The 22,319-nt window shown below is 33.6% G+C and carries 20 protein-coding genes; 18 read left to right on the top strand and 2 right to left on the bottom strand.

Features of this window, described 5'->3' with window-relative positions:
* The 18 genes from pgl (at window position 1) to yfbR (ending at window position 19,737) form a co-directional block, all read left to right on the top strand.
* Complete coding sequence (gene pgl, locus J3U19_RS02470) at window positions 1–699, top strand: 6-phosphogluconolactonase (RefSeq protein WP_267339913.1); 699 nt, start codon at window positions 1–3, stop codon at window positions 697–699.
* A gap of 415 nt (window positions 700–1,114) precedes the next feature.
* Window positions 1,115–1,561, top strand: coding sequence for a division/cell wall cluster transcriptional repressor MraZ (mraZ, locus tag J3U19_RS02465; RefSeq protein ID WP_267339911.1), 447 nt, complete (start codon window positions 1,115–1,117; stop codon window positions 1,559–1,561).
* An 18-nt stretch (window positions 1,562–1,579) separates the two neighbouring features.
* A complete protein-coding gene (gene rsmH / locus J3U19_RS02460; RefSeq protein ID WP_267339910.1) occupies window positions 1,580–2,518 on the top strand; it encodes a 16S rRNA (cytosine(1402)-N(4))-methyltransferase RsmH in 939 nt (312 codons plus the stop codon).
* Window positions 2,508–2,885, top strand: a complete 378-nt coding sequence (ftsL, locus tag J3U19_RS02455; RefSeq protein ID WP_267339909.1) for a cell division protein FtsL — start codon at window positions 2,508–2,510, stop codon at window positions 2,883–2,885. Before rsmH ends, ftsL begins: the two co-directional genes overlap by 11 nt.
* Complete coding sequence (gene ftsI / locus J3U19_RS02450; RefSeq protein ID WP_267339908.1) at window positions 2,885–4,663, top strand: peptidoglycan glycosyltransferase FtsI; 1,779 nt, start codon at window positions 2,885–2,887, stop codon at window positions 4,661–4,663. Before ftsL ends, ftsI begins: the two co-directional genes overlap by 1 nt.
* Window positions 4,664–4,676: 13 nt before the next feature.
* Window positions 4,677–6,227, top strand: coding sequence for a UDP-N-acetylmuramoyl-L-alanyl-D-glutamate--2,6-diaminopimelate ligase (gene murE, locus J3U19_RS02445; RefSeq protein WP_267345360.1), 1,551 nt, complete (start codon window positions 4,677–4,679; stop codon window positions 6,225–6,227).
* Window positions 6,224–7,579: a UDP-N-acetylmuramoyl-tripeptide--D-alanyl-D-alanine ligase gene (gene murF / locus J3U19_RS02440; protein ID WP_267339906.1), complete on the top strand. Its 1,356-nt coding sequence runs from the start codon at window positions 6,224–6,226 to the stop codon at window positions 7,577–7,579. Before murE ends, murF begins: the two co-directional genes overlap by 4 nt.
* 18 nt (window positions 7,580–7,597) lie before the next feature.
* The gene (mraY, locus tag J3U19_RS02435; RefSeq protein ID WP_267345358.1) at window positions 7,598–8,680 is read left to right on the top strand and encodes a phospho-N-acetylmuramoyl-pentapeptide-transferase; all 1,083 of its coding nucleotides are present in this window, start codon (window positions 7,598–7,600) and stop codon (window positions 8,678–8,680) included.
* A gap of 21 nt (window positions 8,681–8,701) precedes the next feature.
* Window positions 8,702–10,036, top strand: coding sequence for a UDP-N-acetylmuramoyl-L-alanine--D-glutamate ligase (murD, locus tag J3U19_RS02430; protein WP_267339904.1), 1,335 nt, complete (start codon window positions 8,702–8,704; stop codon window positions 10,034–10,036).
* A complete protein-coding gene (ftsW, locus tag J3U19_RS02425; protein WP_267339902.1) occupies window positions 10,033–11,184 on the top strand; it encodes a cell division protein FtsW in 1,152 nt (383 codons plus the stop codon). Before murD ends, ftsW begins: the two co-directional genes overlap by 4 nt.
* A complete protein-coding gene (murG, locus tag J3U19_RS02420) occupies window positions 11,184–12,236 on the top strand; it encodes an undecaprenyldiphospho-muramoylpentapeptide beta-N-acetylglucosaminyltransferase (protein WP_267345356.1) in 1,053 nt (350 codons plus the stop codon). Before ftsW ends, murG begins: the two co-directional genes overlap by 1 nt.
* 148 nt (window positions 12,237–12,384) lie before the next feature.
* Window positions 12,385–13,833 carry a UDP-N-acetylmuramate--L-alanine ligase gene (gene murC, locus J3U19_RS02415; protein ID WP_416380335.1) on the top strand — a complete coding sequence of 483 codons (1,449 nt, stop codon included), beginning with the start codon at window positions 12,385–12,387 and terminating at the stop codon, window positions 13,831–13,833.
* Entirely contained in the window at window positions 13,834–14,742 is a 909-nt protein-coding gene (locus J3U19_RS02410) for a D-alanine--D-alanine ligase (RefSeq protein ID WP_267339900.1), read from the top strand. It begins immediately after the preceding gene.
* Window positions 14,743–14,754: 12 nt separating this feature from the next.
* A complete protein-coding gene (locus tag J3U19_RS02405; protein WP_267339899.1) occupies window positions 14,755–15,582 on the top strand; it encodes an FtsQ-type POTRA domain-containing protein in 828 nt (275 codons plus the stop codon).
* 21 nt (window positions 15,583–15,603) lie between these two features.
* The gene (gene ftsA, locus J3U19_RS02400) at window positions 15,604–16,857 is read left to right on the top strand and encodes a cell division protein FtsA (RefSeq protein WP_267339898.1); all 1,254 of its coding nucleotides are present in this window, start codon (window positions 15,604–15,606) and stop codon (window positions 16,855–16,857) included.
* An 81-nt stretch (window positions 16,858–16,938) separates the two neighbouring features.
* Window positions 16,939–18,078, top strand: coding sequence for a cell division protein FtsZ (ftsZ, locus tag J3U19_RS02395; RefSeq protein ID WP_267339897.1), 1,140 nt, complete (start codon window positions 16,939–16,941; stop codon window positions 18,076–18,078).
* A 67-nt stretch (window positions 18,079–18,145) separates the two neighbouring features.
* Window positions 18,146–19,060 carry a UDP-3-O-acyl-N-acetylglucosamine deacetylase gene (gene lpxC, locus J3U19_RS02390; protein WP_267339896.1) on the top strand — a complete coding sequence of 305 codons (915 nt, stop codon included), beginning with the start codon at window positions 18,146–18,148 and terminating at the stop codon, window positions 19,058–19,060.
* 83 nt (window positions 19,061–19,143) lie between these two features.
* The gene (yfbR, locus tag J3U19_RS02385; RefSeq protein WP_267345354.1) at window positions 19,144–19,737 is read left to right on the top strand and encodes a 5'-deoxynucleotidase; all 594 of its coding nucleotides are present in this window, start codon (window positions 19,144–19,146) and stop codon (window positions 19,735–19,737) included.
* Window positions 19,738–20,206: 469 nt separating this feature from the next.
* On the opposite strand, the gene J3U19_RS02380 is transcribed toward yfbR, so the two are convergent.
* Together J3U19_RS02380 and J3U19_RS02375 are read right to left on the bottom strand one after the other, a co-directional pair.
* The gene (locus J3U19_RS02380; protein WP_267345353.1) at window positions 20,207–20,935 is read right to left on the bottom strand and encodes an autotransporter outer membrane beta-barrel domain-containing protein; all 729 of its coding nucleotides are present in this window, start codon (window positions 20,933–20,935) and stop codon (window positions 20,207–20,209) included.
* A gap of 146 nt (window positions 20,936–21,081) precedes the next feature.
* Entirely contained in the window at window positions 21,082–22,221 is a 1,140-nt protein-coding gene (locus J3U19_RS02375) for a hypothetical protein (RefSeq protein WP_267345351.1), read from the bottom strand.
* Between the last annotated feature and the right edge of the window lie 98 nt (window positions 22,222–22,319).

The following is a 22,319-nucleotide window of genomic DNA, read 5'->3' as shown; positions in this document are numbered from 1 at the left end:
ATGTTTACGTTAAACAAATATGAAAATAGTCAGTTTTTGATTGAAGATTTAACCTCACATATTGTTAATGCTTTAAAACAAGCAATTGAAAAAAAAGGTCATGCTTCTATTGCTGTTTCTGGAGGTAAAACGCCTATTCCATTATTTAACTTACTTAGTCAACAAGATCTAGAATGGAATCGAGTTTTTATCACGTTAGTTGATGATAGATGGGTTGATGATACTGATAATGCTAGTAATGAAAAGTTAGTCATGACCTATTTGTTACAAAATAAAGCAAAATTAGCTAATTTTATAGGACTGAAAAATAGTTATGATAATCCATTTGATGGTGCTGAACTTACTGACGAAACTTTAAATAAAGTACCAATGCCTTTTGATGTAATCATTTTAGGTATGGGAGAAGATGGTCATACAGCATCATTATTCCCTGGTGCAGCTAATTTGCAATTGGGCTTAGATATGAAATCAGGACGAAAGGTTGTTGGTATGACTCCTTTAACAGCCCCTCTTGATCGTATTACTCTGACTTTGCCGACTATTTTAAATAGTACAAATATCTATTTGCTTTTAGTTGGAGAAAGTAAAATGGCAGTATTAGAGCAAGCAGAAAATGGTGATGATGTTAATCAAATGCCAATTCGAGCTATTCTACATCAAAATAAAGTTAAAGTAACTGGATTTTGGTCAGCTTGCTAAATGATATAAATTAGCCGACATTTGTCGGCTAATGATTTTTAAATAAATTAATTAATTTGTTGTAAAATTTCATTAATTCCTGTCGTTACTAATTCAAAAAATTTCTACTCATATAAATCTATATCATTAATCAATGTGTAATTTTTATGGTCAAAGGTAGTAGCATCATGTGAATTTTATTTTTAACACTCTGTTATTATTTAAAATAATAACTTTTGTGATTTTTGGCTTATTTATATTAAAAATAAAAAAAACTGTACTATTAAACAATTAGAAATTAATTAATTAAATGCCTATTAATTTTGTAACTTTTGTGGTAAAAAGTGGGGTTAAGTGGCAAGAAAGTCATAATTATTTAACCAATTGATTATTAACAAATAAAAAATAATTAAAATTTATTACTAACGGTGCTTTTATGTTCAGCGGTGCAACTTCAGTCACTTTAGATAGTAAAGGGCGAATGGCTATCCCTACTCGCTACCGTGAATTTTTGTCTGAAGGTATGGTTTGTACTATTGGATTATATCATTCTTGTCTTACCCTTTACTCCATGTCTGAATGGAAAAGAATCGAGCAACAACTTTCAACACTATCAACAGTGGTTGAGGCTGAACGTAGAGTTAAACGGTTATTATTAGGTTATGCAATTGAGTGTCCAATGGATAATTCAGGTAGAATTTTGTTACCGCCAACGTTACGTGCATATGCCAAATTAGAAAAACATATCATGTTTGTTGGACAATCTAATAAATTCGAGATTTGGGATGAAGTAATATGGTATCAACAAATTAGTGAAGATATCGCTGCATTACCATCCGATATTGCTAATTTATCTGATAATTTGAAAAGTTTAACTATTTAACAAAGAGTAAAAAAATTAATGAGCTATCAACATACAACAGTTTTATTAGGTGAAGCTGTAACAGCATTGAATATAAAAAAAAACGGCATTTATGTTGATGGAACTTTCGGCCGAGGTGGACATTCTCGACTGATACTTGAACAACTTGGCGAACAAGGAAAGTTAATTGCTATAGATCGTGACGCTTTAGCACAACAAGCCGCAACAGAAATAAAAGATCCGCGGTTTACGTTTATTCGAGGAGAATTTTCTAATGTTTATCAATATATTGATAATTTAGGATTACTCGGTAAAGTTGATGGTTTTTTATTAGATCTTGGTGTCTCATCACCTCAATTAGATGATCCACAAAGGGGATTTTCTTTTATGCGTGATGGCCCTTTAGATATGAGAATGAATAGCCATAGAGGTATGACTGCGAGTGAATGGTTATTGAGTAGCGATGAAAGCAATATTGCTTGGGTACTAAAAACATTTGGTGAGGAAAAGTTCGCTAAGCGTATTGCACGGGCCATAGTTGAACAAAATAAAATTTCACCAATAACCCGAACTTTAGAGTTGGCGAATTTAATTGAACTAGCCACACCTAAAAAAGATAAATATAAACATCCTGCAACTCGAAGTTTTCAAGCAATACGCATTTATATCAATAGTGAATTGGAAGAAGTTGAGCAGGCACTAAATAGTAGTTTATCAGTACTTGCTGACCAAGGCCGATTAGCAATAATTAGTTTTCATTCTTTAGAAGATAGAATAGTTAAACAATTTATTAATAAAAACAGTAAAGGACCAGAACTCCCTGCTGGATTACCACTAACAGAACAACAAATTAAACAATATGGTCGGGCTAAATTGAAAACACTTGGCAAAGTTAAACCAAGTGATGATGAGATTAACCACAACCCTCGTTCACGAAGTGCAATATTAAGGGTAGCTGAAAGGAAAAATGAACGGTAATCAAAATAATGATTTTGATAACTTATATGCAGAAATTGATAGCCAAAAAAGGCCAAGAAAGAGTCTATTTGGTCTAATTATTGGTGATCTCATTGAGTATCAAAAATTTTCATTACTATTACTAGTTCTTATAATTTTGTCTGCTGGATGTGTATTAATCACAACTCAGCAGGTTCGTAAGCAGCTATCTGAACGTGAACAACTTCTATTAGAGCAAGATGTATTAGAAAGTGAATGGCGTAATTTAGTCATTGAAGAAAATGTACTTGCAGATCCAAAACGTGTTGAATACAGAGCAAAAAATGAATTAGGTATGTCTTACGTGACACCGCAAAATGAAACCGTTATTGTGATAAAGAGTAAATAATGAAACCTGTTATAAAAAATAATAAAGATAAATCTAAAAAGGTTTTAAAGACAAATAAAGTAAATAAACTGAATAATAAAAAACAGTTTTTTACTCCTAATCGTTTCTATGTTGTATATGGTTTTATTATTTTTGCTATTGTTTGTTTAATTATCCGAATGGCAATTTTGCAAATCATTGAACCAGATAAACTTATTGCTGAAGGTGATAAGCGATCCATTCGTCATCAAGAGATGGATGCTCCAAGAGCCATGATTACCGATCGTAATGGGCGAGCATTAGCTGTTAGCGTACCAATGTTTGATGTTTGGGCTGATCCAAAAATTGTTGTGCAAAAAGGCGGTGTAAAAGCTACTGATATAAGGTGGCAAGGATTAGCAAAAATTCTTAATATTCCGATGTCAACGCTTGAGCAAAAATTGAGTAATCCGTCTATGCGTTTTGTTTATTTATCTAAACAGATAACGCCGACAATTTCGAATTATTTAAAACAATTAAAATTGCCAGGGATTTCATTTGCAAAAACTTCAAAACGATACTATCCGGCAGCAGAGAACGTTGCTCAACTTATTGGTTTAACTGATATCGATGAAAATGGTACAGAAAAAGGCGCTGAAGGTATCGAGAAAACTTTTAATAAATGGTTAACGGGTGAATCAGGGCAAAGAGTTATTAGACGTGACAGAGTAGGGCGCGTTATTGAAGAAATAGAACGAACCGAAAGTGAAGCAGCAGAAGATTTAATATTAAGTATTGATGAAAGGTTACAATCTTTAGTTTATAGCGAGCTTAGTCAAGCTGTTACATTTAATCAAGCAGACAGTGGTACTGCAGTTTTAATTGACGTACATACCGGAGAGATTTTAGCGATGGCAACTAGTCCATCTTATAATCCTAATAATCGCTCATCAATTGATTATAATTTGCTGCGTAACCGTGCTGTAACAGATGCATTTGAACCGGGTTCTACTGTAAAACCTCTAGTTGTTATGGCTGCGTTAGAGAAGAAAATCGCGGATTTGAATACCATTATTGATACTAGACCTTTTTTAGTCAATCGTTATGAGATTAAAGATGTGTCATATCAAAAATCATTAAATTTAGCAGGAATTTTGGAAAAATCGAGTAACGTTGGCGTGAGTAAATTAGCTTTGCAAATGCAGTCTAGCGAACTTGTTGAGTATTATAGTCGTTTTGGCTTAGGGCAAACAACAGGACTTGGATTAGGTGGAGAAGTTAATGGGTCAATAGCCGCAGAGCGAACCAGAAAATGGGCTGATATTGAAAGAGCAACTTTCGCCTTTGGATATGGATTAAGTGTGACACCACTACAGTTAGCAAGAGCCTATGCAACTATTGGTAGTTATGGAATTTATCGACCTGTTTCTATTTTAAAAGTAAATACCCAAGTCGATGGTCAGCGAGTTGTGCCAGAAAAAATAGCTAAAATAGTAGTTCAACTAATGGAAGCTGTAGCTGTTTCAGGTGGTGGAGCAAAAGCCTCCGTACCTGGTTATAGTGTCGGGGTTAAAACAGGCACAGCTAAAAAATTATCGAGTGGACGCTATGTTAATCAATATTTAGCGTACACAGCAGGGATTGCACCAGCAACAAGGCCAAAATATTCGTTGGTCGTTATAATTGATAATCCGAAAGCTGGTCAATATTACGGAGGTTCGGTTTCTGCTCCAGTTTTTAGTCGCATTATGGGGGGAGTACTTAGAACTATGAATGTTAAACCAGATCGGCAAATTGACGGTCAAACGATTATTTATTAATAGGTGGTAAATGATGGCTACAAGCACATTTAAATCATTATTTAAATTATTAGGAGGACAACACACTCAAAAATTAAATGATTTCCCGCTTAATAATTTGCAAATTGATAGTCGCAAAGTGAAAAAAAATGATGTATTTGTTGCTATCAAAGGTTATTCAGTTGATGGACGAAAATTTATTCCTCAAGCTATTACAGCGGGCGCTGTTGTTGTTTTAATTGAAACTTATAGGAAATCGAATGATTTAAAAATTGATTATTTGAAGAAAGATGATCAATCGCTTATACCACAGATAAGTGTTTTTCAACTTTCACAGCGTTTATCCGCTATTGCAAATGATTTTTATCATTCTCCATCAAAAAAATTAACGGTTATTGGTGTGACAGGTACAAATGGAAAAACAACAATTACGCAGCTTATTGCTCAATGTACAACACTTCTTAATGACAAAACAGCTATTTTAGGTACCATCGGAAATGGAATCTATAATCATCTAAAACCATCAGTTAATACAACGGCATCCGCTATAGATGTTCAATCATTATTAGCTGATTTTGTAAAAAAACATGTCAAAGTTTTGGCGATGGAAATTTCATCTCATGGATTAGTAATGAATCGAGTGAAAGGTTTGAATTGTGCAGCAACGGTATTTACTAATTTAAGTCGTGATCATCTTGATTATCATAAAACCATGAGTAAATATGCTAAAGCAAAATGGTCATTATTCAATCCTGATGAAAAAGAAAAGCAAGTTTCAAATTCAGGTAAGTCAATCATTAACTATGATGACAAATATGGTAAACGTTGGATTGATAAGCTTTTAGAAGTAACAGCTGTGTCTTGTCAGCCTAAATCTTTAAAACGCTTAAAAGCATTAAATATCCCTTACGTTGGTGTATCTATGATCGAATATCACGATAAAGGTGCCAAAATTCATATGGAATCAACTTGGGGTAATGCCATTATTAACAGTCGATTATTAGGTGAATTTAATGTGTCTAACATTTTGCTATCTATAGCAACATTATTAACGCTTGATTATCCATTTTTTGCAGTAATTAATATGGCATCTTTTCTTAAACCAATCTGTGGACGAATGGAAGTCATACATTCAAACAATAATCCAACAATTATTGTTGATTATGCTCATACTCCTGATGCGCTACAAAAAGCATTACAAGCAAGTCGAATTCATTGTAAAGGAACTTTATGGGTAATTTTTGGTTGTGGTGGAGACAGGGATGTAGGGAAAAGGCCTTTAATGGCTGAAATAGCCGAGCAATTTGCTGACAAAGTAGTATTAACTAATGATAATCCTCGCACCGAAGATGAAATGAATATCATTCGGGATATAGAACAAGGTTTTTATAATAATCAAGAAACACAAGTGATTACAGATAGAAAACAAGCTATTATGCAAACAATTGCACAAGCAAAAGCGAATGATGTGATTTTAATTGCAGGAAAAGGTCATGAGGACTATCAAATTATTGGTAAAACGAAGTACCACTATTCAGATCAGGAAACAGTCAGACAGTTATTAGGAATTGAGAATCAATTATGATCCCATTAAGTATTGAAAAAATAAAGCAAGTGATCAATGGAAAATCTTATTATATAGATAATGAGAATAGGGTAGTTGAGGCTATTAGTACCGATTCGCGAAAAATTTCTAATATGTCTGTATTTATTGCACTTATTGGTGATAATTTTGATGGTCATGAATTTGTCGATCAAGCTATAAAAAATGGTGCTATTGCGGTGATAGTTAATCATAAAATTGATAGTGAAATACCACAAATTATTGTAAGCAATACTCATTTGGCTTTGAGTAAAATAGCTGCATATATTCGCCAACAAAGCAAAGCAAAAATTGTAGCACTTACTGGTTCTTCTGGTAAGACATCAGTTAAAGAAATGATCGCTTCTATTTTACAAAATTGCGGACAAACGCTTTATACACAAGGTAATTTTAATAATGATATTGGTGTACCATTAACGCTATTTCGTTTAACTCGGCAAGATCAGTTTGCCGTTATAGAATTAGGCGCTAATCATATCGGTGAAATTGCTTATACAACCAATATTGTTAAACCTCAAAGTGCTTTAATTAATAATATTTCTGAGGCGCATCTTGAAGGTTTTGGTTCGATCGAAGGTGTTGCAATAGCTAAAGGTGAGATTTTTCGGGGGTTATCCAATGATGGTATTGCAATTATTAATTTGGATAGTTGCAGTGATAAATGGTTTACTCAATTAACAAATAAAACTGTCTGGACTTTTTCTTTGAATAATTCGTCGGCAGACTTTTATGCTAGTAATATTCAACTTTCTGAATATACAAGATTTATTTTACATTCCCCTCATGGCGAATGCGAAATTATATTACCATTAATTGGAGAGCATAATATTTCTAATGCTATTGCAGCTTCAGCTTTAGCTATTTCGGTTGGTGCCAATTTTGAACAAGTAGTTAAAGGCTTATCTACTTTGAACCCAGTGAAAGGTCGGTTATTTCCAATAAAATTAAATCGAACTCAACTAATTTTAGATGATACTTATAATGCCAATGTTGGTTCAATGTCTGCTGCGCTCAAAGTTTTAGCAAAGCAGCAAGGATATCGAGTATTTGTTGTTGGTGATATGGCTGAACTTGGCAGTGAGGCAGAAAAATATCACCAAAAAATAGGCGAGATAGCTAAACAAGAGCAAATTGATTGTGTAGTAAGTGTTGGTATACTTAGTCAGGCTATCAGTGAGTTTAGTGGTGTAGGACACCATTTTAGTAATAAACAAGATGCAGTTAGCTATTTGCTAACTTTACTACGTCAGTATCCAAAATTAACTATGCTTGTTAAAGGGTCGCGTAGTGCAAAAATGGAAGAACTCATCGAAAAAATATATATTAAACAATAGTGAGTCAGGATAAAAATTATGTTGGTTTTATTATCAGAATATTTGGTTAAATATTTTACTTTTTTTCATGTTATCTCTTATTTAACGGTAAGAGCTATTTTAGGTTTATTAACTTCATTAGCTATTTCGTTAATTATGGGACAAAAAGTCATTGATTGGTTGCAAAAATTACAAATTGGTCAAGTTATTCGTAATGATGGTCCAGAATCTCATTTAAGTAAAAAAGGCACTCCAACTATGGGAGGAATTTTAATTTTAGCCTCTATTTTGTTATCCGTATTTCTATGGGCCGATCTTCGCAATCCTTATGTTTGGATATCATTATTTGTATTAATTGGTTACGGAATAATTGGCTTTGCTGATGATTATTTAAAAGTCATTCGTAAAAATAGTGCAGGGTTGATTGCAAGATGGAAGTATTTTTGGCAATCGTCAATTGCCTTAGTTGTAGCTTTTGGTCTTTATGCTTATGGTAAAAATAGCTCAGTTACAGTGCTCGTAGTACCATTTTTTAAAGATGTCATGCCACAATTAGGTATATGTTTTATTTTACTTACTTATTTTGTCATCGTAGGCGCTGGTAATGCCGTTAATTTAACAGATGGACTCGACGGACTTGCGATTATGCCAACGGTATTTGTTGCAGCTGGATTTGCACTGGTTTCTTGGGCAACAGGTAATGTCAATTTTGCTGCTTATTTACATATTCCGTATATAAAATTTAGTGGTGAGTTAATGATTATTTGTACCGCTATTATTGGTGCTGGGCTAGGTTTCTTATGGTTTAACACCTACCCCGCGATGGTATTTATGGGAGATGTTGGTTCATTAGCTTTAGGTGGAGTCTTTGGCATTATCTCTGTTTTACTAAGGCAAGAATTTTTATTACTGATAATGGGCGGTATTTTTGTTATTGAAACTTTATCGGTTATATTGCAAGTGGGTTCCTTTAAATTACGGGGAAAAAGAATATTTCGTATGGCACCCATTCATCATCACTATGAATTAAAAGGTTGGCCAGAACCTCGTGTAATTGTGCGGTTTTGGATAATCTCATTAATGTTAGTTGTAATTGGCTTATTAACTTTGAAATTACGTTAATAAAAATATCAGGATTAAATTATGGTTAACTATCAGGGCAAAAATATTGTTATTATTGGATTAGGCATCACAGGTTTATCTTGTGTTGATTATTTTCTTGCTCAAAATGTTATTCCTAAAGTCATTGATACCCGTCTAAAACCGCAAGGATTAGAACAATTAGATGATCGCATTGATTATCATTTAGGGGCATTAAAAATTGATTGGCTATTAGCTGCTGATTTAATTATTGTCAGTCCTGGTATTGCCCTATCCTCACCTGAATTGAAACAAGCATCTCACAAAGGTATTGAAATTATAGGCGATATTGAGCTGTTTTGTCGTGAAGTGAATCAACAAGAAAATAAAAAAATTGTTGCAATTACTGGTGCGAATGGAAAAACGACAGTGACAACTTTAGTTGGTGAAATTGTTAAGTCTGCAGGTATTAAAGTTGGTGTTGGAGGTAATATTGGTGAACCAGCATTATCTTTATTAAATCAAGATTGTGAAGTATATGTACTTGAACTATCTAGTTTTCAATTAGAAACAACAAATAGTCTAAAAGCCACAGTCGCTACAATTTTAAATATATCCGAAGATCATATGGATCGTTATCCATTAGGTCTAAAGCAATATACAGCGGCTAAACAACGGATTTATCATAATGCGAGATATTGCATAATTAACCATGATGATCAATTAACTGTACCATTATCTAAACATCATCATACAGTTTCATTTGGATTAAAAGAAGGTGATTACCATTTAGATGAGCTATGTGAATATTTAATTGCTCAAAATCACCCCGTACTGTCAACTCAAGATATGAAACTAATAGGTTGTCATAACTATCTTAATGCTTTGGCTGCATTAGCTATTTCCGATAAATTAAATATAGATAGGCAGTTAAGCTTAGTTACAATTATGACATTTCAAGGTTTACCGCATCGTTTTGAGTTGGTTTTAGAACAAAATGGTGTGAAATGGATTAATGATTCTAAAGCAACGAATGTTGGTAGTACTGAAGCCGCATTGAAAAGTGTTGTCTGTCATGGAAAATTATATTTATTATTAGGTGGGGATGGAAAATCAGCTGATTTTTCTCCTTTAATTCCTTATTTACAAGATAAAAATCTTGAAATTTTTTGTTTTGGTCGAGATCGTAATTTACTTGCTGAATTAGCGCCTAATTTATCTACCGTTATAGAAACGATGACAGATGCTATGCAAATTATAGCTCGGAAAGTACTATCAAGAGATGTAGTCTTGCTTTCCCCTGCTTGTGCAAGTTTGGATCAGTTTAGAAATTATATTGAGCGAGGAAATCTCTTTGCCTATCTTGCCAAGCAATATGTTCTAAGGAGTGAAAAATGACACTTTTAGGAATAAAAAAACAAGTTAATCCTAATATACCATTTGATAATTCATTACTTTGGATAATCCTTAGTTTAATGGTATTTGGTTTGATAATGGTCACATCAGCGTCAATGTCATTTAGTGAAAGCGATCCTTTTTTTTATACACGGCGAGAACTGATTCAGATAACAATTTCATTGTTATTGATGATTATTACTTTATATATTCCTATGCAACGATGGCAACAATTTGGATCTGCATTATTAATTGTTGCCATTATAATGTTAATTGCAGTTTTAGGTATAGGTTCTTCAATCAATGGTGCTTCAAGATGGATTCCGTTAGGTGTTTTTAATTTTCAACCAGCGGAGTTAGCTAAATTATCCCTTTTTATCTTTTTAGCAGGGTATTTATCAAGAAAATCTGATGAAGTCCAAAATCGATTTTGGGGATTTTTTAAACCTATGGTTGTAATGACAGTTCTTTCTATTTTGTTACTCAAACAACCTGATTTAGGGACAGTTATTGTATTATTTATGGTGACAATCGGCATATTATTTATAGCTGGAGCTCAATTGTGGCAATTTATTGCTATTTTATTAACTGGTGTTGGTGCTGTAATTTGTTTGATATTGTTTGAAGCTTATCGTTTAACTCGTTTATTAACCTTCCTTGATCCTTGGCAAGATGCGACAGGTTCGGGATATCAGTTAGTTGCATCATTAATGGCAATCGGTAGTGGTGGTATCACCGGTCAAGGAATGGGTAATTCAATTCTTAAATTAGGCTATTTACCAGAATGTCATACTGATTTTATTTTTTCAATTATTTCGGAAGAATTTGGTTACGTTGGTGTAATTACCTTATTAATATTACTTTTCTTTTTAACATTTAAAGCATTGGCCATTGGATACCGAGCATTAAATGACGGTTCACTGTTTTCAGGATATTTAGCTTGTGAAATAGGTATTTGGTTTGGTTTTCAAACATTTGTGAATATTGGAGTTACATCAGGTATGTTACCAACTAAAGGATTAACATTACCATTTATTAGTTATGGTGGTTCAAGTCTTATAGTAATGAGCATTGCTGTAGCAATATTACTAAGAATTGATTTCGAATTTAGACAAAAACAATCGCAAGCAAGAATTAGGATTATAAAGTAATGAAAAAATTGTTAGTTATGGCAGGTGGTACAGGAGGTCATGTTTTTCCTGGTATTGCAGTTGCGCATTATTTGATGAAACAAGGTTGGCAAGTGAGATGGTTGGGTACTGCAGATAGGATGGAAGCGCGTCTTGTACCTGAAAATGGTATTGATATTGATTTTATCGAGATTTCAGGATTACGTGGAAAAGGGGGAATGGCATTATTAAAAGCACCTTATAAAATTTTAAAAGCAGTATTACAAGCTAGAAAAATTTTAAAAACTTATCGTCCTGATGTTGTCCTAGGCATGGGGGGATATGTTTCTGGTCCAGGTGGTATAGCGGCTAAAACTCTTGGTATACCTATTGTATTGCATGAACAAAATGGTATAGCTGGCTTAACTAATAAATATCTTGCAAAATTTGCAACTAAAGTGTTACAAGCATTTCCAACGGCATTTAATAAAGCTGAACTAGTGGGTAATCCGGTACGAAATGATTTGTTAACTATTACAAATCCAGAGGTAAGATTTAAAGATCGAAATGGACCTATTAGAGTATTAGTTATGGGAGGCAGTCAGGGAGCAAAAGTTATTAATGACATAGTACCTCAAGCGATAACAAAGTTATCCGATAACTTTGTGGTATGGCATCAGACGGGTAAAGGGATGTTGAATTCTGTCTCTCAATCTTATCAAAATTGTGATATGACAAAGAATAAGATTACTGAATTTATTTCTGATGTAGCTGAAGCTTACAGCTGGGCTGATATAGTAATCTGCCGTAGTGGAGCATTAACTGTAAGTGAAATTGAAGTTGTTGGAATTGGTGCAATATTTATTCCATTTATGCATAAAGATCGCCAGCAATATTGGAATGCAAAATCTTTAGCCGATATCGGAGCAGCATATATTATAGAACAACCAAATTTTAATGTTGAAGTGTTATCAAGTTTATTATTGAATTTTAATCGTGATAAGTTAACAGATATGGCCATTAAAGCAAAAAGTTTATCTATTGTCGATTCTACAGAAAAAGTGGCTGAAACTATTTGTTCAGTGGTAAAATAATAATTTTTACATAACGTTATGTAATGGTTTCGGTTAATTTGTAGTTTTGAGTTAAATGTTTTATTGAAATTATAAATTCGTAATATGAACTGAGTTTTCCATAAAGATTTGACGATAAACACTAAATAAAATGATTAGGAGTTAAATAGTGAATACTAAGGAATTAGCTGAATTAAGAGCAATTATTCCCGTAATGAAACGTGTTAAACATATCCATTTTGTTGGGATTGGTGGCGCAGGAATGGGGGGCATTGCTGAGGTTCTGGCTAATGAAGGGTACCAAATTAGTGGTTCAGACATTGCTGAAAATGCGGTTACTCAACACTTAGAAACATTAGGTGCAAAAATTGTTATTGGGCATGCCGCTGAAAATGTGCGTAATTCAAGTGTTGTCGTTATTTCTTCAGCTATTTCACAAGATAACATTGAAGTAATTACAGCACGTGAAGCTCGTATACCGGTTATTCAAAGAGCAGAAATGTTAGCTGAATTGATGCGTTTTCGATATGGTATTGCAATAGCAGGCACTCATGGTAAAACTACTACAACGGCAATGGTTACAGCTATTTATGCTGAGGCAAAACTTGATCCAACTTTTGTTAATGGTGGTTTAGTTAAAGCTGCTGGAACACATGCTAGATTAGGTAGCAGTCGTTATTTTATTGCAGAGGCAGATGAAAGTGATGCGTCATTTCTTCATTTACAACCAATGGTATCTATAGTAACAAATATAGAGCCTGATCATATGGATACTTATAACGGTTGTGTTGAAAATCTCAAACAGACCTTTATTTCGTTTTTACGTAATCTTCCGTTTTATGGTTTAGCTATTATGTGTTATGACGATCCAATTAATCGTGAGTTATTGCCAATTGTTGGTCGTAAAATCATCACTTATGGATTCAATAAAGAGGCAGATATTGTTATTAAAAATTATCGTCAGGAAAGAGGTGTTAGTTATTACACCGTTTGTCGCCCTGATCGCCAAGATTTACAAATTGAATTAAATGCACCAGGACAACATAATGCCCTAAATTCAGCAGCTGCTATCATTGCTGCAACTGAAGATGGTATTGATGATGAATCTATTGTAAAAGCTTTGGCTAAATTTGCAGGTACTAGTCGACGTTTTGATTTATTAGGTATTTTTCCTAATTCAGATGGGGGCGATGTCATGATGGTTGATGATTACGGTCATCATCCAAGTGAAGTTAATGCAACCATTCAAGCTGCAAGAAATGGTTGGCCGGATCGTAGATTAGTTATGTTATTTCAACCACATCGATATACACGCACTCGAGATTTATTTGATGATTTTGCACAAGTATTATCACAAGTTGATGCGCTTGTTATGTTAGATGTCTATTCAGCTGGTGAGCAACCAATTGCTGGCGCTGATAGTCGTTCATTATGTCGTACTATTCGCAATCGAGGTAAAGTTGACCCCATTTATGTGTCTGATTTAAATCTATTACCTGAAATTATGCAAGAAATATTAAAAGGTGGAGATCTTTTATTGACACAAGGTGCTGGTAGTGTTGGTCGAGTTGCACGTCAGTTGGCCAATACACAATTATTTTCAAAAGAGGAATTATAAATGGTTGATAAAGTTGCCATATTATATGGTGGTACCTCTGCAGAGCGAGAAGTGTCGCTTAAATCAGGTAATGCGGTTCTAACCGGTTTATTAGCAAATGGTATTGATGCACATCTTATTGATACAAAAGATCACCCTATAACTAATTTAAAACAAGAAGGATACACCAAGGCTTTTGTAATTTTACATGGGCGAGGTGGTGAAGATGGTATTGTTCAGGCAATATTGACTTATCAAAATATTCCTTATACTGGCAGTGACGTATTATCTTCAGCATTAACAATGGACAAATTAAAAACTAAATTAGTTTGGAAATCATTAGGTTTACCTGTTGCTGATTATGTAATGGTGGAAAAAACGCAATCCATTGATATTGACGATATTGTTAAACAATTGGGTTTACCCTTGTTTGTTAAACCTAGTCATGAAGGTTCAAGTGTAGGTATGACTAGGGTTAATCAAGTATCGGAATTAAAAGCTGCCCTTGAGATTGCTTTTAAATATGATAGTGTTGTGATGGTTGAATCATTTTTATCAGGTCCAGAATTTACAGTGGCAATAGTAGGAGATGAAGTTTTACCTTCAATTTACATTAAGCCATCTACCCAATTTTATGATTATGATGCAAAGTATTTATCAGACTCAACTCAATATTTTTGTCCAAGTGGATTATCTGATGAAAAAGAACAAGAAATCCGTAAATTAGCTTTGGATGCTTATAAAGCTGTTGGTTGCAGAGGTTGGGGAAGAGTCGATATTATGTTTGATGATAGTCAAAAACCATATTTACTTGAAGTTAATACTGCTCCTGGTATGACAGATCATAGCTTAGTTCCAATGGCAGCTAAACAACATGGTTGGTCATTTAATCAACTAGTTAGCCAGATATTACAACTAGCAGCAGTTTAACTAGCTAATTTTATGAAACAAGTTAGACAAGCAGCACATAGAAGAGATGAAAGAAGAAGGCTGCTTATTTTTCGCAGTAAAGAACATTTGATGGGATTTTTGTTCTTTATTGTGATTATTCTAATAAGTGCTTGGATTGTAAAAAGCATTAAAAACTGGATGGATGATCCTGAACAAATGGTACTGTCACAGTTAACATTAAGTGGTGAGCACATTTTTACAACAGAAGATGATCTTCGTGAGGCAATTTTAGGATTAGGTTTGCCTAATACTTATGTTGGGCAAGATGTTGTTGATATTCAGCAAGAAATAATGAGATTTCCATGGGTTAAGCAAGCGAGTGTGCGAAAACAGTGGCCGGATAGATTAATTGTCTACGTAGAAGACTATAAGCCAGCCTATTATTGGAATGATTTGTTTTTTCTTGATAAAAAAGGAAATGTTTTTAGTGTGCCATCGGATCGTATCGCTGATTTAAAGTTATCAAGGCTTTATGGTCCAGAGGGTAAAGCTAAATCTGTACTTGAAAATTATTATAAATTAGAAAATCTTTCTAAAAAATTAGCTAATAATCAGTTGGCATTACAGATTAACGCTACAATATCTGATGAGCGTAATTCTTTACAACTGATGGTTACACAATGTATAGCTGGTGTATGCGATGAAAATCAGGAAATAAAATTAGTGTTGGGAAATAAAAACATTGAAGAACGTTATGAGCAATTTATTAGATTGTTTCCTGAAATTAAGTCAAAAACGCCGGTTGATGAAAGAATAATAGTCGCTGATTTACGTTATGAAAATGGTATTTCAGTACAAACAGAGAAAATAGCGCAGTAAGGAATCAATAAAGGCTGAAATATGAAAGCAACAGAAAAAAAATTGGTTGTTGGATTAGAAGTTGGTACCTCTAAAGTACTTGCTCTCGTTGGTGAAGTTCTTCCCGATGGTATTATAAATATTATCGGTGTAGGTCATTGCCCATCAAAAGGGGTTGATAAAGGTGGTGTTAACGATCTCGAGTCGGTAGTGAAATCAATCCAACGAGCAGTTGATCAAGCAGAGCTAATGGCTGACTGCCAGATATCTTCCGTTTATTTAAGCCTTTCAGGAAAACATATTCGTTGTCAAAATGAAATTGGTATGGTGCCAATTGCAGAAGAAGAAGTGACAGCAGAAGATGTTGAAAATGTTGTGCATACAGCAAAATCAGTTCGAATTTTAGATGAACACCGTATACTGCATGTGATTGCTCAAGAATATTCTATTGATTTACAGGAAGGGATAAAAAATCCAATCGGTTTATCAGGTGTACGAATGAAAGCAAAAGTACACTTAGTTACTTGTCATAACGATATGGCAAGAAATATTGTAAAAGCTGTTGAACGTTGTGGATTGAAGGTGGATCAACTTATTTTTTCTGGTTTAGCTTCTAGCTATGCCGTATTAACTGATGATGAAAAAGAACTTGGTGTCTGTGTCATTGATATGGGGGGAGGGACAATGGATGTAACTGTCTATACAGGTGGTGCATTACGACATTCCGTTGTCATACCTTATGCAGGAAATGTAGTTACTAGTGATATTGCTTATGCATTTGGTGCACCTCCGATGGATGCTGAAAATATTAAAATCCGTTATGGATGTGCCGTAGGCTCGCTAATTGGTAAAGATGAAGTGATTGATGTGCCAAGTGTTGGTGGAAGGCCATCACGTTCTTTGCAAAGACAAACGCTTGCTGATGTCATTGAACCCCGATATTCAGAGCTTCTTTCATTAGTACAAAAAGAGTTGCTCACATTACAAGATGAGCTGAAAAAACAAAATGTCAAATATCAATTAGCAGCAGGGATTGTATTAACCGGTGGCGCAGCACAAATTAAAGGAATGGTTGAATGTGCTGAAAAAGTTTTTCAAAATCAAGTGCGTATAGGTCATCCTTTAAATATTTCGGGCTTAACGGATTATGTACAAAAACCTTATTGCTCAACAGCAGTAGGATTATTGCATTATGGAAAACAGAGTTTATTAAATGATGACTCTAAAGATAGTGATAAATCATCATTAAAAGGGATAGCTAAACGTTTGACCGGTTGGTTTAAAAAAGAATTTTAGCTAATATATTACAAGAACTTCGTGGACATTGCAGGCGGTTATCTGTACAATGTTCGTAGAGCGTAAATTTGGAGATAAGTTATGTTTGAGCCTATGGTTGCAGATGATGAACCAGCAGCAGTCATTAAAGTTATTGGTGTAGGTGGTGGTGGCGGTAACGCTGTCGAACATATGATTGCTGAACATATCGAAGGTGTAGAGTTTTTTGCGGCAAATACAGATGCACAAGCATTGCGAAGAATTAAGGTAGGTCAAACTATCCAAATCGGTACCAATGTTACTAAAGGACTTGGTGCTGGAGCCAATCCTGAAGTGGGTAGAAACTCTGCTGAGGAAGATCGTGAAGTAATTCGTAGTGCTATTGAAGGTGCTGACATGGTGTTTATTGCTGCTGGAATGGGTGGTGGCACAGGAACAGGTGCAGCACCAGTAGTTGCTGAAATAGCTAAAGAGTTAGGTATTTTAACTGTTGCTGTTGTGACTAAACCTTTCGGTTTTGAAGGTAAAAAGCGCATGGCTTTTGCTGAGCAAGGTATAGCTGAATTAGCAAAGCATGTAGATTCGCTTATTACGATACCAAATGATAAATTATTAAAGGTGTTAGGTCGTGGAGTTAAACTGCTTGATGCTTTTGCAGCAGCTAATGGCGTGTTAAAAGGTGCAGTGCAAGGTATTGCAGAGCTGATTACTAAACCAGGTCATATTAACGTTGACTTTGCCGATGTCAGAACGGTTATGTCTGAAATGGGATATGCTATGATGGGTTCAGGCTGTGCGAGTGGTGATAATCGTGCTGAAGAAGCGGCTGAAATGGCAATTTCAAGCCCTTTACTTGAAGATATTGATTTATCGGGAGCTCGTGGTGTCCTTGTCAATGTTACAGCTGGTTTAGATCTTGGATTAGAAGAGTTTGAAACAGTGGGTAGTACAGTTAGAGCTTTTGCTTCTGATAACGCGACTGTTGTGGTTGGTACGACTTTTGATCCAGATATGTCAGATGAGATTCGAGTAACGGTTGTAGCAACAGGTATTGGTATGGACAAACGTCCAGAAGTAAAAATAGCTAAACCAATGACTCAAAATCCATTATTTGGTCAAAGTGGTAATTTAGGACAACAAGAAGAGAGATTAGCTAAAGTTGTGAATGAACAAGGTATTTCTCCTCTTGAAGAAAATAAAATTTTAGATATTCCTGCATTTATCCGTAAGCAGGCAAATTAGTATTGAACTTAGTTGATTTTTTATTGTCTAATATTTCAGTAAAAACAAATAGAATAGTAGGTGCAAAGTGAAACAAAGAACATTAAAAAAGACAATACAAGCGACAGGTGTTGGTTTGCATACTGGCAAAAAAGTTACTTTGACCTTACGTCCCGCACCTGAAAACACAGGGGTTATTTATCGTCGTACTGATTTAAATCCGTATGTGGATTTCCCTGTTGATGCTAAATCTGTGCGTGATACTATGCTTTGTACATGTCTAGTGAATGAAGATAATGTTCGCATTTCAACTGTTGAGCATATTAATTCAGCATTAGCAGGTCTTGGTATCGATAATATTATTATTGAAGTTAATGCGCCAGAAATTCCAATTATGGATGGTAGTGCAAGTCCATTTGTATATTTATTACTTGATGCAGGTATTACTGAACAAAATGCATTAAAAAGATTTTTGCGAGTTAAAGAAACAGTTCGAGTTGAAAACGGCGATAAATGGGCAGAATTAAGACCGTATAATGGTTTTAGATTAGATTTTACTATCGACTTCCATCATCCGGCTATTGATAGTAGCTCACAGCGTTATCAATTAGATTTTTCGTCTGAATCTTTTATTCGCCAAATTAGCCGAGCAAGAACATTTGGTTTTATGCGAGATATTGAAGCGTTACAATCAAAAGGGTTATGCTTAGGTGGTAGTTTGGATTGTGCTATTGTTGTTGATGACTACAAAGTACTTAATGAAGATGGTTTACGTTTTGAAGATGAATTTGTTCGTCATAAAATGCTTGATACTATTGGTGATTTATTCATGAGTGGTCATAACATGATTGGTGAAGTTGTTTGTTATAAATCAGGTCATGCTTTAAATAACCAATTATTACAATCATTGTTGGTAAACCAAGAAGCATGGGAATATGTAACATTTACTGAAGAGCAAAATGTTCCACTTGCTTTAGGTACACAACAACTTGTTTTAGCATAAAATTCTAAAGTAATACATTTTAATCGATTGAACGCTTCCAATTATATGGAGGCGTTTTTATTTTTTAAAAAAGAGATTTTTATATGAACGTCAGCCATTTTTTTGCTCATTTATCACGATTAAAATTAATTAATCGTTGGCCATTAATGCGTAATGTGAGAACTGAAAATGTATCTGAACATAGTTTGCAAGTTGCTTTTATTGCACATGCCTTAGCAATTATTAAAAATAAAAAATTTAATGGTAATGTTAATCCTGAACGAATTGCATTATTGGCTATGTATCATGATGTTTCAGAAGTAATAACAGGAGATTTACCAACACCAACGAAATATTATAACCCACAAATCACGGTTGAATATAAAAAGATTGAAAAAATAGCACAGCATAAGCTTATAAATATGCTTCCTAAAGAGTTACAAGATGAGTTTAAATTATTAATTGATGATGACTATTATGATGAAGCAGAAAAAAGTATAGTAAAGCAAGCTGATGCATTATGTGCGTATTTAAAAACGATTGAGGAACTGAGTGCTGGCAATAATGAATTTAGATTAGCAGAACAGCGTTTAAAAAAAACCTTATCACAACGTCATAGTCCTGAAATGGACTATTTTTTAGAAGTCTTTGTTCCAAGTTTTAAGTTATCTTTAGATGAAATCACTATGGATTATTAGTAGATTTTAATATTCAAAAAAATGATTATTGAGGTCTAGATGCTCATAAAAAATATATGCAACATCCTATTGTTATTTTAGATGATTAAAAATTAAATTTAGCAAGCACAGTAATATAGTTTGAGTTTGTCTTGCTTTCGCCAAAATATTGATAGTCAATATTAAGATCAATAAGATTATAATTATAGGTTAGTTCCAATCCTAGATTGTATTGATTATTAGATCGATTAGAGGTATGGGAACTCATTTTAGATATTCCATTAATTCCATTGATAGTGATATCACTATCAAATTCATTATGACTTAAATTAACTGTATATCCTGATTTTAGAAAATTAAATAATCAATTTTCAGATCCAGAGGAATTAATAATGTCGAATTTGATGCTTTACCATATTTAACTAGGTCAATTTTATTATAGCTAGCATTATGTGAACTGTTTTCTGTATAGAGGTAATTTAAACTTATACTAGGCGTTAAATTTAACTTTCTTTAACTTGCCAATTATATCCAATAGTATTCCCAATATTCCAAGTATTACTGTGAAATTTCTCATTAATTGAATAATAATTATCATAGGTATTAAGATGATTTTTCCATAAGTGTAACCAACATAAGCAGAAATTATAATATTATTTGGAAAACTATAGCCAGAATATAATTGGATTCGATAATTACTTATATCGGAATTATTTGAGGATGCAGCATTATCTTTGTATTTACCCGAAGTATAACTCAACGTTGTGCCGACTAAAAAATTATCAATTATTTTTTTATCATATCCTACTATGAAACCACTAGATGTATATTTGTATCCAGAGATGTCATAGTCATTATTTGTATTTTGATGATAATTAATCAAATTTATCCAAAGGTTATTATTTGTTTCTTTTTTACTTTGATCGAATTGTTCAATACGTTTATTCAATGTATTTCGAGTATAATTAAACGAATGCATTGTGATTTCTGTTAAATGTAATCCATGATGATTATTGTATAATCCTGCTAAATTCTTGTTGAAATATAGAGCTGTATTTCTATTTTCAATTGCCAAATTTCCTTTTCCTATAGCTGCTAGAATTTCCCAATTCAAATCTCCAGCTAAAGATTTATCAGAACTTACATTGCCATTTTCGGCTATATTGTAAAGTGATTCGTACGATACTTTTGCTAAATTTTGAGCAAAAACCTTGAGCAATATTTTTAATTTGAGTACCTAATTGCTCATAGTAACGATAAATTTGTCGTTCTGCCGCCAATTTTGCATGATGTAGATCACTGAAATTGGTTACATTGCTTGCATTTACAAATTGAAGTTTATTTCCTATTTTTTTAAAGTTTAAATCACCATAAATATTTTGAATTAGTGGGTTTAGTTTCACCATCATTAATATTAGAAATATTTAATGAATTATTTGCAGATAAAACGGTAGCATTTATTTCAGAGGAACTATATTTGAGACTGTATTTAATAAAATCATCGATTGCAGAGATTTTAGCGTAAGATAAGATATTAACATTATCTCCATGAATATTGTTATACTGTTTGGTCTCTGATATTCCAAAATTAAGCGTTCCAGCAATATTCAAATGGGAAGTATGATTATTGTGATCACTTATATGTAATGAACCTTTAGATGACTCTATAGTGGCTGTTTTATCAATATTAAGTTGTCCATTAGATGAAAGTTTTACAAAACCATCCCCTCTACTGGAAGTTAATTGACCTTTATCCATCACATCAAAATTACCACCACGACTCAAATCAACAGTTGCCCCACGCATAATGATCATTTTTCCGGTTTTTCCTATTAAAACAGAGGATCTTTGAATATCATTATTGGTTGTTTCTAATACTGTTTTAGCACCGATAATTTCTATATCGCCACCAGTTAGATTAAAACTACGTGTAATAAGTCTTGCAGGAGATGATGATGTTCCTGCTAAATGGTTATCACCACTACGGATATTAGTATCACCTTCTACCTTCACTGTTGTCCCCGTACCCATGACGTTACCAGATAAAATCATGAGCCCGCCTCTTTTTTTGTCTGCACCTAATTCAACATTAATGTTTCCTGTTACATGTACATCAATATTATAATCGATAGGAGCATACGGAAAATCAGTATGCAGCCCTAAATACTCGGTAAAGAACTTGGTATCGAATTTACCAATCCAAGTATCATTAAAAATTTGAAAATTACCATTAACCGTCATATTGATATCACTGTTAGCAATGGAAGCAGATTCTTTTGCCGTTTTACCAGTAAAACCAAGATGAAATGATCCCTTATTATGAACGATTAAACTATCGGATGTTGTAATATTGATAGGTAGATTAATATTGTTTGTTAGAAAATAACGTTCATTAATCTGATTAAAGGGTAAGACAATATCTGTTGATGCATCATAATTATAAGCATTAGCATAACTTGTGCCAAATACAGTTGTTATGAGAAAAGAAATTGGTTTGATCTTCATTGTTTTATTTAAAAAATTTTTATAAAGAAATGAAATGATAAACGATTAAAAATGATAATCAATAAATTATAAATTGAGTGTATATTGATTTAACTGAA

It is taken from the genome of Gilliamella sp. B2828 (genome assembly GCF_026537125.1).
GTDB lineage: Bacteria > Pseudomonadota > Gammaproteobacteria > Enterobacterales > Orbaceae > Gilliamella.
Note: the sequence above shows the minus strand (reverse complement) of the source record. Positions and strands in the feature narration are given on the sequence as shown.

Coding starts and splice junctions, on each gene's coding strand:
- pgl (WP_267339913.1), top strand. CDS start 1: ATGTTTACGTTAAACAAATATGAAAATAGTCAGTTTTTGATTGAAGAT.
- mraZ (WP_267339911.1), top strand. CDS start 1,115: ATGTTCAGCGGTGCAACTTCAGTCACTTTAGATAGTAAAGGGCGAATG.
- rsmH (WP_267339910.1), top strand. CDS start 1,580: ATGAGCTATCAACATACAACAGTTTTATTAGGTGAAGCTGTAACAGCA.
- ftsL (WP_267339909.1), top strand. CDS start 2,508: ATGAACGGTAATCAAAATAATGATTTTGATAACTTATATGCAGAAATT.
- ftsI (WP_267339908.1), top strand. CDS start 2,885: ATGAAACCTGTTATAAAAAATAATAAAGATAAATCTAAAAAGGTTTTA.
- murE (WP_267345360.1), top strand. CDS start 4,677: ATGGCTACAAGCACATTTAAATCATTATTTAAATTATTAGGAGGACAA.
- murF (WP_267339906.1), top strand. CDS start 6,224: ATGATCCCATTAAGTATTGAAAAAATAAAGCAAGTGATCAATGGAAAA.
- mraY (WP_267345358.1), top strand. CDS start 7,598: ATGTTGGTTTTATTATCAGAATATTTGGTTAAATATTTTACTTTTTTT.
- murD (WP_267339904.1), top strand. CDS start 8,702: ATGGTTAACTATCAGGGCAAAAATATTGTTATTATTGGATTAGGCATC.
- ftsW (WP_267339902.1), top strand. CDS start 10,033: ATGACACTTTTAGGAATAAAAAAACAAGTTAATCCTAATATACCATTT.
- murG (WP_267345356.1), top strand. CDS start 11,184: ATGAAAAAATTGTTAGTTATGGCAGGTGGTACAGGAGGTCATGTTTTT.
- J3U19_RS02410 (WP_267339900.1), top strand. CDS start 13,834: ATGGTTGATAAAGTTGCCATATTATATGGTGGTACCTCTGCAGAGCGA.
- J3U19_RS02405 (WP_267339899.1), top strand. CDS start 14,755: ATGAAACAAGTTAGACAAGCAGCACATAGAAGAGATGAAAGAAGAAGG.
- ftsA (WP_267339898.1), top strand. CDS start 15,604: ATGAAAGCAACAGAAAAAAAATTGGTTGTTGGATTAGAAGTTGGTACC.
- ftsZ (WP_267339897.1), top strand. CDS start 16,939: ATGTTTGAGCCTATGGTTGCAGATGATGAACCAGCAGCAGTCATTAAA.
- yfbR (WP_267345354.1), top strand. CDS start 19,144: ATGAACGTCAGCCATTTTTTTGCTCATTTATCACGATTAAAATTAATT.
- J3U19_RS02375 (WP_267345351.1), bottom strand. CDS start 22,221: ATGAAGATCAAACCAATTTCTTTTCTCATAACAACTGTATTTGGCACA.